Raw genomic sequence first — 12007 nt, forward strand, 5'->3', positions numbered from 1 at the left:
ACGCGTCCAGGACGCGCTCACCCTCGCCGAACAGGTCCACACCGACACCGAACGCGTCCTCGGCCCCGACCACCCCAACACCCTCACCGCCCGGCGCAACGTCGTCACCGCGCTCCACCACGCCGGACACTCCGGCGAAGCCCTCACCGCCGCCGAGCGGGTCGCCACCGACTCCGCCCGCCTGCTGGGCCCCGACCACCCCGACACCCTCACCGCCCGGCTCGATCTCGCCACCGCTCTCCAGCGCGCCGGACGCGCGCGCGAAGCCCTCACCCTCACCGAAGCGGTCCACGCCGATGTCGCCCGTGTACTCGGCCCCGACCACCCCACCACCCTCACCACCGGCCGCGTCCTCTCCGTCGTCCAGCTAGCCGCCGGACACGCCCAGCAGGCACTGGCCCTCGCCGAACGGGTCGCCGCCGAGTCCACCCGCCTGCTGGGCCCCGACCACCCCACCACCCTCACCGCCCACGAGAACCTCGCCGCCCTCCACCGTGTCGCCGGGCTCCTCCCCGAAGCCGAGCCCGCCGGGACCGCCCGTTCGGGCCATGACGGGAACGAGCCGCCCACCAGCCCCCCGCCGCCGCCACACCATCCCGACCCCACGCGGCGCCACGAAGGTCATTAAACGGATCGAGCCGTGGCCGGTCGCGGCGCTACTCAGCGCTGCGACCAGCCACGGCTCTCTCGCCGGGCGGTGTGTGGATCAGTTACCGGCGGCGCGCTGCTCCCACGGCGCCGGGCTCGCGTCGGACGGGTTGCGGACCGAGGAGGTCAGCTCCCCTCCCGGGAGCGGTACGAGGAGTTCCGCGCCCTTCCAGAAGAGCCGTCCCGAGGTGACGATCCGCGCGCCGCCCCCGCCGAGGGTGGCGGCGATCACGGCCGGGATGTCGCTCTTGGCGACGCCTTCGAGGAGCCAGGCGTCGACGAAGAACTGGACCGGGAGGTCCCCCCCGTAACCGATGACCGACAGGTCGGCCGTCTCGCCGTCGACGGTGCCCTCCCAGTCGAGGACCCAGCCCCGGCCGTCCTCGGTGGGCCGGTGCTCGAAGAGGGAGGTGGTGGCCCCGGCCGCGCGGACGGCGCGTTCCATGGCCTCCTGGACCCGGGCGCGGTCATCGCGCGTGTCACTCATCAGAACCACCTTCCGACCCAGAGGTCCCAGTGGCGCTTGCCGACGCCCACCCGGAAGACCTGCCGTGCCTTCTTCACCCGCAGATGTGTCTTGCGGAAACCGTACGCGCTCCAGCCCGCCCGGTAGCGGTTGCCCCGGACGTTCCAGGTGCCCTGTCGGCTGTTGGGGAGCAGGCCGTTGCCGAAGCGGCGGCTGTTGTTGCCGATCCAGCGGTTGTTCTGGGCCCAGGAGCCGAACCGGCCCCGGGAGTTGTAGAACTTCTCGACCTTGTTGCGCTTCTTGAAGGTGCGGTAGGCGCGGTAGCCGGTCTTGGCGGCGCGGTAGACCTTGCCGCAGTGCCGCCAGCAGGCCCAGGCCGCCCGGGCGCCCAGCAGGATCGCCGGGACGATCTTCCCGGAGACGTCGGGGCGGTTGACCGGGTCGGCGAAGGAGAACTCGTACGCGTTGGCGGTGCCGCCGCGCACGGGGTCGACCGAGAGGAACCGTCCGGTGACCGGGTTGTAGAGCCGGGCGCCCATCAGGACCAGACCGGTGAGGGTCTCGGCGGAGCGCTGCTTGGCGCCCAGCCAGTTGTAGCGGACCGGCTGCTGGCCCTGGCGCGGGTTGCCGTACTCGTCGTTGTCGAGCGCCACCGGGGCCTCGCCCGCGTCCAGCGGGAGCTGGAGCGCCACGTCGCCGTGGATGTTGCTCAGGTGCAGCACCACCTCTCCGGTCGTGGAGGTGGTGGCGCCGAGGTCACCGGAGGCGGAGTCGACGTTGCGGGTGAGCGCGCCGGAGGCGTTCTCCACCGTCCAGCGGGGGTTGTCGCCGTCGCTGTCGTAGTGGTTCACCTTGGCGCCGGTCGCGGTCCAGGTGGTGCCGGAGCCGGTCTCCGTGGTCCAGCCACGGACGCGGTGTGAGGCGTCCAGGGTCCAGGTCTGGCGCTGGGAGCCGCTGGTCTGCCGGTGTACGAGGTCGTTCGACCAGTACTCCAGGGTGCTGCCGGGCAGCGCGGTGGTGCGGCCGAGGGCGTCGTAGCCGTAACCGGCGTCGACGAGACGGTCGGCGCTGTCGTAGGTATGGGTGGTGGTGGTCCCTCCGGTGGTGGGGCAGTCGGCGCCGGGGGTGCCGGTCGCGGAGGTGCGCGTCGTGCGGTTGGTGGCGGCGTCGAAGCCGTAGGTGCGCAGGGTGCAGACCGTGTCGGCGGTGTCCTCGACCCGGGTCATCCGCCCGGCGCGGTCATAGCCGTAGGACTGGTCGGTCCAGCCCGCGTGGGTGGTGATCTGGCCGTGCGCGGACTCGGTCACCGTGTCGCCGTAGACGACGGTGCCGTCGCTGTCGCGGGTGTAGGTGCGCCGCAGCGGCGCTCCGGTGGTGTCCTCCTGGGTGGTGAGGGTGTAGCCGCCGGGCAGCTTCTCGCTGCTGACGGAGCCGTCCGCGTCGTACGTGGCGCGGAAGACGCCCGCGACGGAGTCGCTGGTGGCGGTGGCCAGTCCGCGCGGCTCGGCGGTGTGGTCGTAGGTGTAGGTGACCGTGGAGGGGACCGAGTCGGTCGCCTTCAGCGGCCGGTCCAGCAGGTCGTACTCGGTGGTGGTGGTACCGCCGTCGGCGTCGGTGTACGCGATCTGGCGGCCGAGCCGGTCGTACGCCTCGGTGATGGTGCCACCGGTCGCCGAGGTGGTCTTGACGACCTGCCCGTTGGCCGGGTGGTACTCGATCGTCGTCGCGGGCACCAGCGGTCCGGGGCCACCGGTGGTGACGGAGCCGGTCGGGCGGCCCGCGGCGTCATGGCTGGTCGTCGTGGACTGGACGACGGTGCCGGAGGTCTTGGTGACCTTGGCGGTGTTGCCCCACCAGTCGTACTCGGTGGTGGTGGTGGTCGGCAGGGTGGCGGGGTTGGCGCCGCCGCCGGTGATCGCGCCCGCCGGGCCGGTGGAGCAGAGCAGGTCGGCCCACTCCGGGCGGCCCTGGCAGGCCCCGGTGCCGGTGGCGGACCAGTAGGTGCTCACCTGGGTGGTGGCGGAGGACGCGGCGCCGCCGGGCATGACGACCCGGGTCTCCCGGCCCTGGGCGTCGTACTCCTTGTGGGTGGTCAGGGCCAGCCCGCCGGGGTCGACGACCGTCGTGGTGACCAGGCCCCTGGCCCAGTCGTAGCTGGTCTCGGTGGTCTTGGTCTCGGCGTGGACGGTGGGGTGCTCGCGCACCTGCGCGCCCACGGTGGCCCGGGTGACCTGGTCCCTGACCGTGGCGGTGCCGTCGGTGGGACGGCCCTGGTCGTACTGGTTGACGGTCCAGCCACGGGCGGTGACCGGGGTTCCGGCGGGGACCAGCACGGTGGAGCCGGAGGTCAGGTCCTGGGTCAGGTCGATCCGGCGCAGCGGGGCGAGTTCCTCCAGCTCACGGGTGCCCGAGGCGTCGTAGACGGAACGGGTGGAGAGCAGTTCGGCCCGGTCGGAGGTGCTGAGCGAGACGATGCCGAGCTCCGCCTGGACGGCCCGGTCCCCGGCGCTCAGGCCGAGGGCGACGGCCCGGTTGGCGGCGGTCAGCTCCCGGACGGTGTTGCCGGAGTCGTCGTACTCGGTGGTGGTGAGGTGACCGCCGGGGGTGCCGCTGTTGACCGTACGTCCGGACGCGCCCAGGTAGTGCAGTTCGGCGCGGCGGTAGTCGCCCGCGCCGAGGCCGTCGCCGGTGTGGCCGGCGGGGACGGAGTCCGCGGGGAAGACGGCGGTGGCGTCGGTGGGCGCGTCGGTCTGGCCCCAGGCCCGGACGTCGGCGGCGCCCATGGCGTGCGGCGCCTTGGTACCGGTCAGCGGGACGTCGTAGACGACGCTGGTGGTGGCGGTGGACTCCTGGACGTCGGCGGTGCCCGGCTTGAGCCCGGCGTGCGACGCCTTCAGCAGCATGCCCGCACCGGCGGTGGCGGCGTTGCCCGCCGTGCCGTAGGTGAGGTTCCAGGGGAGCCGGTCGCCCTGGGTGACCTGGGTGACCCGGCCCGCGCCGTCGTAGGCGTACTGGGTGCGGGAGGCCGCGGGCAGGTGGGGGTTGCGCTGCTCGCGCAGGCGCCCGGCCTCGTCGTAGCCGTAGGCGGTGAGCGCCTTGGCGGTGGCGTTCGCGGCGCCGGGGGCGGTGGACCAGAGACGGATCTCCTTGACCTGCCCGGCGAAGTCGCCGAGGGCGGCGGCGGTCGCGGTGGTGGTCGTCGCGTAGACGAACTCCAGCGCCCGGCAGCCCTGGACCGACGGGTCGGCCTCACACGCGGCGGCCGAGGCGGCCGAGGTGGGGGCGATGATCCGCTTGGGACGGGCCAGGGTCTTGCCGCCCTGGGTGACGGTCTCGGAGACCACGGTGGTGGCGGACTGGGCGAGGCCGTCCAGCAGGGTGCTGGTGACCTGCCAGGTCGGGGCCTGCGCGCCCGCCTTGGCAAAGGTGGTGACCGTGCCCGCGGTGTCCGTGAGGGTGAAGGCGGTCGCCACGGAGCCGGTCAGCGTCAGGTCCTCGGAGCCGCTCTCGGGGATCCAGCCGCTCTTGCCCGCGTTGGCGGTGAAGAAGGTCTCGCTGTCGTCGGCGTCCACGACGGCGACGGCGGTGTCGGAGATCCTGCGGATGTGGCTGTACTCGGACTCGGTCATCTCCGCGGTGGTGCCGGAGACCCACTCCTTGCCGAAGACCGCCGCCTGGCCCTCCTGACGGGCGCCGCCGTCGGGGGTGCGGGAGGAGGCGGTGCGGGTGACCGACAGGTCGAACGCGTTGGCGTCGGTCGCGGAGAGGGTGTAGTCGCCGGTGAGCAGGTTGAGCGTGCCGGGACCGATCTCGTCCGTGGCGGCGCCGTCGGCGTTGCGGTCGACGACGACACCCAGCGGCGCGGTGGCGCCGGTGGCGCCCGCCGGGCCGGTGAAGTCGGCCTTGATCTGGACGGTGCCGTCGGGGTCGACGGTGTCGGTGGCGTTCCAGATGAGCGGGGCGTTCTTGCCGCCGGTCAGCGGGACGGGCCAGGCGGTCACCGGGGTGCCGCCGGAGGTGACGTCGGCGACGGGGATCCGCGCCCACGGGTCGGCCTCGGAGCGCCGCCAGGAGAAGGCGACACTGTCGTACTTCGCGCCGTCGGCCTCGGCCGCGAGCCGCACCCGGCGCGCGGTGCGCTCACCGTCGGCGGGGGTGACGAAGCCGCCGGGGCCCGCGTGGAAGGTGTGGGAGACCGCCTCGGACTTGTTGTCGGCCTTGTCGACCGAGCGGACCTGGAGGGTGTGGGTGCCGTCCTTGGGCGGGGTGACGGCGATGGCCTTGGCGCCCGCCGCGCCGTTGGTGGCGGCCTTGGTCCAGTTGACCCCGTCGAGGGTCCACTCCAGCCAGTTGTGGTCGGCGGCGGGCGGGGTGACGCTGAAGGTGCCGCTCTGACCGGCGCCCTTCACCCACTGCCCGGCCGGGTAGTCGGTGGAGCTGATGCCACCGGGGGCGGAGGGGGCGCTGGTGTCGACGGTGAACGTCTTCCACGCGGACCAGCCGGTGTTGTAGTGCGCCCCGTCAAAGGGGTTGGTACGGAAGCGGTAGGTCTTGCCGTTGGCCAGCACCCCCGCCGGGACGGTCACCGAGACGGGCTGCCCCGAGGGGACGTACTTCGACACGATCACGTCGCCGACCTGGGCGTTGGTGGCGCTGTCGAAGATCTGGAACGTGCCGTTGACCTTGTCGCCGTTGGCGTCGACGAAGGTGTCGCGCAGGGTCGGCGTGGTCGTGCCGACCGTGTACGCGCCGCCGTACGAGAAGTACGGCGGGCCCGCCTCCTGCTTGGTGCCGGTGCGCGGACGGTAGTTGTAGGTGACCGTCAGCTTGGGCGGGTTGGCCGCGGCGTTGGCGGAGTTGACCCGCTTCCACTGCGCCGTCGCCGTCTCACTGGTGGCCCGCAGGCCCATATGGCCGCGGGTGGCCTTGGCGGAGGCCCACTTCTGTACCAGGGTGGCGACGTCGGCGTTGATCCAGCCGTCGGGTGCGCCGGCGCAGCCCGGGTTGCCCTTGGTCTCGGTGGAGGTGGCCTCCTTCGCCGTCCACGCGGGCTGCGCGGTCCAGCGGGAGGAGGTCGAGGCCGCCCCGGCGGACCACACCTCCCAGGGCTGGGCCTTGCAGTCGGTGTTGCCGGAGTGGAAGTTCCACAGCGACAGCTTGGCGCTGGTGACCAGGGCGTCCTGGATCGGAGTGGTGTTCCAGGAGATGAAGGAGCGCGCGGTGCGCGGGGTCCCGTTGGCGTTGGTGGTGCCCGGGTTGCCGAGGTCCAGCTCGGTGTCGGCGGACCAGTCGACGGTCTCGCCCTGCTGGACGTAGGTGTCGAAGACGTTGGAGAGCGCGGAGGTCGACGGGTCGATGGTGACCGGGTAGACCGTCCTGGGGTCGGCCAGGAACGCCGGGTCGGGCGTGATGACCAGGTCCACGCCGTCCCGGGTCTGCACGGCCTTCATGCCGACCCGGGCCCGGCGGGTGTGCTCGCCGGAGACCTTGTCGACCGTGGCGTCCCACATGACTGGCGCGGGCATGACAGCCTTGGCGGCGTTCTTCCTGTCCGTGAAGAGCAAGCCGCCGTCGGCGCGCTGCTTGATCTTCAGCCCCTTGGCGCGCAGCGGCAGCGTGTAGCCGTAGCCCTCCGCCGCCGGTCGCCGCTTGAGCTCGACATACTGCTCGAAGCCGGTACGGGTGGCCTCCACGACCACGTCGGCGCCGGGCACCGCGTTGACGTACTCCGCGCGGGTGCCGTCCAGCGTCGGCGCGGGCAGGCCGCCCCGCCACTGGAGCGTGACGCTCTGGTCGCCCTCGCCGAGGGTCACCAGATCGGTCGCGCGGCCGGACTGGGCGGCCTTCAGCGACCGCGCGGGGGCACCCGTGCGCCCGGCCAGCCGCAGCCCGCGCGGGTGGGCCTTCGGCTCCACCCCACCCGCCGCCGGGACCAGGTCCAGGTCGACGTCACGCCACTCGTCCGAGCCGGGCTCCTGGAAGCGGACCGGCCCCGAGGTCAGCTCGGTGGTGAGCGAACCGTCCTTGTTCACCCAGGTGGTGGAGGTCTCGGTGCGCTCCGACAGGGCCTCGACCCGGGCGCCCGACAGCCGGGCCGCGACGCGGGCGGACGCGATGTCGGCGGCCTGGGTGACGGTCTCCTTCCGCTCCGCCGCGGCGGGCAGCGGGGCGGCGCTCGCCGTCGCCGCCGAGGAGGCGCCGTCCAGCAGGGTGACGGCCAGCGCCAGCGCCAGCCCGCCCGAGAGGTGGCGCAGGCTGCGGCCGGTCCAGGGTCTCGACCGCTCTTCTGGCCCGGGCATGTCAACCGTCATCGACGGTTGCTCTTCTGTGAATTCCACGGAGTGGTTCCCTCGTGGTCTCTCTGTGTCGCTTGGATGTTTTCCCGGCATCTCCGAGATGCCGGAGATGACTGGGAGAACGTAACCAGCACCGAAAGATCCCCAAGTAACCCAGGATCGGACAATCTTGACATGGCGCCGTCACAAGGTTGCGGTGATCTTGCTCACGCGGACTTTATATGGGACATCCGAGGGAGGCCTCAGGACGCTTCGCGCCCCGGCGCGGGCACGGCCTACGCTGCCGGGTGACATCTCCCCCGAACCAGGAGCGCGCTCATGTCCGGACCCGCGCAGACACCCCCGTACCCCGACACGGCCCACCGGGACGGACCTCCCGCCGCCCACCCGCTGCTCGCACCGGTGCTCGGACTCCTGGGCACCTGGACCGGACGGGGGTCGGGCGGATACCCCACGCTCGCCGAGGAGTTCACCTACGCGCAGGAGGTCTCCTTCAGCCATGACGGACGCCCCTTCCTCCGGTACGAGGCACGGGCCTGGCTGCTCGACCGGGACGGCGCCCCGCTGCGACCGGCCGCCCGGGAGAGCGGCTGGTGGCGCCTCCAGCCCGAGGGACGGGTGGAGGCGCTGATCACCCAGCCCACGGGCGTCGCGGAACTCCTGGTCGGCGACACCGGCGGCGGCGCGGTCGACCTGACGACCCACCAGGTGGCGTTCACCCCCATCGCCAAGGAAGTCAGCGGCAGCCGTCGCCGCTACACCCTGACCGACGAGGACACCCTTGACTTCGTCCACGATCTCGCGGCGGTGGGGCAGCCGCTCCAGCACCATCTGTCGGCCCGTTTGCGGCGGGCGGGCTGACGGGGGCGGGGGCGCGCGGAATCAGCGGACGGACTGATGGAGGCGGGGGCGGGGGCGAGGGCGCACGGGATCAGCGGGCGAGGCGAGCGGCGCCGGGCGTGTGACCGGTCCCGCCATGGCCGCGGCGAGCCGCGCGGCCCCGCGCCTCACTTCAGGAAGTCCGAGCACACAAAGGTCCCGGACCGTCCGCGCGAGGGCTTCACGGTGACGGTGATGTCGTCGGTCCGCTTCCGGCCCGCGCCATGGCTCACGGCACGCGCCCGGGCCAGGCTGCACACCAGCTGGCCGACGCGGTTGCGGCCGCGCGCCGTCGAGGTGTCGAGGCTCTCCTCCTCAAGCCACAGCGTGACCCCGTCCCCGTCGGCGCCGATCTCGCGCACACCCCCGTCCACGAGGGTGGCGAGCCCCGACCTCAGCTCCGCCTCCGTGGGGCCCGCCCCGAGGTACTTGAGGACGATGTGGAGGTTGTCCAGCTCCTCCACCGGCACCTCGGGGCGCCCGACCGCCTCCAGGCGTCCCGCCGTGGAGACGAAGTACAGCCGCAGCCCCTTCGTCAGGCCCCCGGCGGCCTCGCCGCCGTCCAGGACGCCCGTGGGGCGCACCCCGCAGCCCGCGACCAGCAGCGCGAGCGCCAGCGCGGCCCCGGCGGCCCTGCGTACGGTGGTCATCGGTCCTCCTCGGGGGTGGCGTCCGGCGGCACCCGCCAGGGCAGTCGCAGCGTGAACACGGCTCCGCCGCCCGGCCGGTTGGCCGCGTCGATGGTGCCGCCGTGCAGCCGCGCGTTCTCCAGGGCGATGGCGGTGCCCAGACCGCTGCCCTCCGAGCGGGTACGCGCGGAGTCCGCCTTGTAGAACCGGTCGAACACCCGGGCGAGGACCTCGGGCGGCAGTCCGGCGCCCGCGTCGGTGACCTCCACGGTCACCCGGTCGCCCGCCGGGTCGGTGGCCAGGGTGAGCGCGACGGGCTCGGCGCCGTGCCGCAGCGCGTTGCCGACGAGGTTGGCCACGATCACATCGACGCGACGCCGGTCGACCAGCGCCCGGACCCCGTGCGGGAGCGTGACGCGCACCCGGTCGGTCCAGCCGCGCAGGGAGAGGGTGGCGCGGACCGCCTCGGCGAGGTCGGTGTCGGTGAGGTTGAGCCGGGCGGCGCCCGAGTCGAAGCGGGACATCTCCATCAGATCGTCCACCAGCCGGGCCAGCCGCGCGGTCTCCTCGCTGACGGTACGGGCGGCGTGGGCCGTGTCCGGCGGCAGGAAGGCCGCGTCCTCCTCCAGGACGGTGGCGACCATCGTCATCGCGGCGAGCGGGGTCCGCAGCTCGTGCGAGACATCGGCGACGAATCGTTTCGCTCGGGCGTCCTGCTCACGCAGCTCGATCACGGACGCCTCCAGGGCATCGGCCGTCCGGTTGAAGTCCCGCGCCAGGTCGGCGAGTTCGTCGCGGCCGCGCGCCCGGACCCGGGAGGTGAGGTCACCGGCCGCGTGCCGCCGGGTGACCCGCGCCAGCTCCCGTACCGGCCGCAGCACGGTACCGGCGGCGAGGAGGGCGAGGACGGTGGCGAGCAGCACCACCGGCACGGTTCCGTCGCGGACCGCGTCGAGCAGGCCCGCCGTGTCCTCCAGCTCCGCCCGCAGCGAGACGACGGCGAAGACATCGAGGCCGGACGGCTCGGACGGCTCGGACGGCTGGGCCGACTCGAAGGTCACGGGCGTGCCCACGGCCAGATAGGGGCCACCGCGCCACTCGACCCGCTGGACGCTCATCCGATTGCGGGTGCGGACCGCCTCGCGCAGCTCGGAGGTGATCCAGGACTGGTCGGCGGCCGGGTCGGACGACGCCATGAGGGAGCGGTACCGGGCGACGACGACGGCGCCGTCGCCGAGACCGTCCGCGAGGCCGCCGACGAGACGGGCGAGCGAGATCTGGTCCGCCGGGACGTCGAAGGCCGCCGCCGCCTGCCCCACCCGGGATCTGACATCGTGCTGGACGGCGTCCTGTCGGCGTTCCAGGACGGCGTCGCGGGACTCGCGGTAGGCCAGCGCGGTCGCGGTCACCGCGCTGATGACGGCGACGAGGACGAAGGCGACGACGAGCCGGGCCCGCAGCCCGCCGAGCCGTGGCAGGAGGCGGCCCCACCCGCGTATCCGGGGCCGCCGCTGAGGGCCGCGCACGCTCACACCGGCCCGAAGCGATAGCCGAAGCCGCGTACCGTCTGGATGTACCGGGGCCGCGCGGGCACATCCTCGATCTTGGCGCGCAGCCGTCCGACCGCCGCGTCCACCAGCCGTGAGTCACCGAGGAAGTCGTGCTCCCACACCGACTGGAGCAGCTGCTCCCGGCTGAAGACCCGGGCCGGGGCGGCCGAGAGTTCCAGCAGCAGCCGCAGTTCGGTCGGCGGCAGGGGGACCGGGGTGCCGCGCTTGGTCACGGTGAGCCCGGCGCGGTCGATGGCCAGACCCGCGTGGTCCTCGCCCCGGGCCGAGCGCACCGGTTCGGCCCGGCGCAGCGCGGCGCGGATCCGCGCCTCCAGGACGGGCGCGGTCACCGGCTTGACCACATAGTCGTCGGCGCCCGCCTCCAGGCCGGACACGATGTCGCCGTCGTCGCCGCGCGCGGTGAGCATGATCACGGGGATGGCCGAGCCGGTCGCGCGCAGTCGGCGGCAGACCTCGAAGCCGTCGACGCCGGGCAGCATCAGATCGAGCACGGCCAGCTCGACCCGCGCGCCCGCCGGGGTGGCGAGGAACGCGAGCGCCTCCTCACCGGTGGCGGCCGTGTCGATGCCGTAGCCGTGTCTGCGCAGCACCAGTTCCATGCCGTCGCGCACGGACGCGTCATCCTCGATCAGCAGTACGTGGGGCATGGGGGCGATTATGCGCGACCGTTCGCCCTGTTCAGACGCCTCGGGGGCGGTCGGGGCGCCGATCGCGCGCATTGTTACGCGCTCATCATGCGGCCATGGACCGCTCACCATGTGCGGGGCCCACGTTTCTCGTATGACCACGACACACACCATGACCACGGCGCACACCATCTCCCGTGGCCGGGCCCGGCTCCGGCTCGCGGCGGCCGTCGCCGTTCCCCTGCTCGCCTTCTCCGTCGCGTGCGGCGGGGGTGAGGGTCTCCGCGCCGAGAAGGCCGGGCATGTCACCTCCGTATCCGATGCGCCGACGGCGGCCGGGACGGCCACCTCGTCCGGGGCGCCCGGGGCGCCCGGGGCATCGGGGGCATCCGGGGCATCGGCGGAGAAGGCGCGTCCGAGTGTCTTCTTCGCGGCGCAGCTGACCTATGTCCGGTGTATGCGCGCCAAGGCCGGCGTGACGGACTTCCCCGACCCCCGGTCCAGCGGCTATCTGGACTTCTCGAAGATCGAGAAGGTCATCGACCCGAAGGGCGGCGGTGAGGAGTACAAGGGCGGCAGGAACGGGGTCTGCCTCCCGGAGCTGAGGAAGGCCATGGACCTGGAGCCCGAGCGGGACAAGAAGAAGGACTACGCCTCGATGCTGGCGCACTCCGCGTGCATGCGCGAGAACGGGGTCCCGGAGTTCACCGACCCCGTCATGTCCGGTGGCCATGTCCTGCCCGGCGGTGACCCGAGCCCGGCCAGCCCGGCGCTCGACGTCGAGTCCGCCGTCTACCAGCAGGCCCGCGCGGCGTGCGCGAGCGAGCTGCTCGACGGCCTGGACGGGATGCAGTAGGCGCACGGGGTTCCCCGCGCCACGGTGGCCTGATGG

General features: G+C 73.2%; 8 protein-coding genes. 3 read left to right on the top strand and 5 right to left on the bottom strand.

The features are described from left to right. A partial coding sequence (locus ACFVIM_RS25340; protein ID WP_384305486.1) for a tetratricopeptide repeat protein occupies positions 1–628 on the top strand: 628 nt, incomplete at its 5' end. 78 nt (positions 629–706) lie between these two features. On the opposite strand, the gene ACFVIM_RS25345 is transcribed toward ACFVIM_RS25340, so the two are convergent. Together ACFVIM_RS25345 and ACFVIM_RS25350 are read right to left on the bottom strand one after the other, a co-directional pair. Then, on the bottom strand, positions 707–1135 hold the full coding sequence (locus tag ACFVIM_RS25345; protein WP_384305489.1) for a hypothetical protein: 429 nt from the start codon (positions 1133–1135) through the stop codon (positions 707–709). Beyond that, positions 1135–7335, bottom strand: coding sequence for an RHS repeat-associated core domain-containing protein (locus ACFVIM_RS25350; RefSeq protein WP_384305503.1), 6201 nt, complete (start codon positions 7333–7335; stop codon positions 1135–1137). The genes ACFVIM_RS25345 and ACFVIM_RS25350 overlap by 1 nt, the downstream gene beginning before the upstream one ends. Positions 7336–7728: 393 nt before the next feature. Between ACFVIM_RS25350 and ACFVIM_RS25355 the strand changes: the two genes are divergently transcribed. After that, entirely contained in the window at positions 7729–8271 is a 543-nt protein-coding gene (locus ACFVIM_RS25355) for an FABP family protein (RefSeq protein ID WP_384305491.1), read from the top strand. A 146-nt stretch (positions 8272–8417) separates the two neighbouring features. Here ACFVIM_RS25355 and ACFVIM_RS25360 read toward each other — a convergent pair whose 3' ends face one another. Genes ACFVIM_RS25360 through ACFVIM_RS25370 form a run of 3 tightly spaced genes read right to left on the bottom strand, consistent with a single transcriptional unit; the run spans position 8418 to position 11136 of the window. Continuing rightward, positions 8418–8939: a GerMN domain-containing protein gene (locus tag ACFVIM_RS25360; protein ID WP_384305493.1), complete on the bottom strand. Its 522-nt coding sequence runs from the start codon at positions 8937–8939 to the stop codon at positions 8418–8420. Then, positions 8936–10444 (bottom strand): ATP-binding protein, encoded by a 1509-nt coding sequence (locus ACFVIM_RS25365; protein ID WP_384305495.1) that lies wholly within the window; start codon positions 10442–10444, stop codon positions 8936–8938. The genes ACFVIM_RS25360 and ACFVIM_RS25365 overlap by 4 nt, the downstream gene beginning before the upstream one ends. A 2-nt stretch (positions 10445–10446) precedes the next feature. After that, positions 10447–11136 (bottom strand): response regulator transcription factor, encoded by a 690-nt coding sequence (locus ACFVIM_RS25370; RefSeq protein ID WP_384305497.1) that lies wholly within the window; start codon positions 11134–11136, stop codon positions 10447–10449. Between the two features lie 133 nt (positions 11137–11269). Between ACFVIM_RS25370 and ACFVIM_RS25375 the strand changes: the two genes are divergently transcribed. Continuing rightward, positions 11270–11971 (top strand): hypothetical protein, encoded by a 702-nt coding sequence (locus tag ACFVIM_RS25375; RefSeq protein ID WP_384305500.1) that lies wholly within the window; start codon positions 11270–11272, stop codon positions 11969–11971. Positions 11972–12007: the final 36 nt, after the last annotated feature.

Source organism: Streptomyces sp. NPDC057638 (assembly GCF_042800315.1).
In the GTDB taxonomy this organism is placed as follows: Bacteria; Actinomycetota; Actinomycetes; order Streptomycetales; family Streptomycetaceae; genus Streptomyces.

Coding starts and splice junctions, on each gene's coding strand:
- ACFVIM_RS25345 (WP_384305489.1), bottom strand. CDS start 1,135: ATGAGTGACACGCGCGATGACCGCGCCCGGGTCCAGGAGGCCATGGAA.
- ACFVIM_RS25355 (WP_384305491.1), top strand. CDS start 7,729: ATGTCCGGACCCGCGCAGACACCCCCGTACCCCGACACGGCCCACCGG.
- ACFVIM_RS25360 (WP_384305493.1), bottom strand. CDS start 8,939: ATGACCACCGTACGCAGGGCCGCCGGGGCCGCGCTGGCGCTCGCGCTG.
- ACFVIM_RS25370 (WP_384305497.1), bottom strand. CDS start 11,136: ATGCCCCACGTACTGCTGATCGAGGATGACGCGTCCGTGCGCGACGGC.
- ACFVIM_RS25375 (WP_384305500.1), top strand. CDS start 11,270: ATGACCACGACACACACCATGACCACGGCGCACACCATCTCCCGTGGC.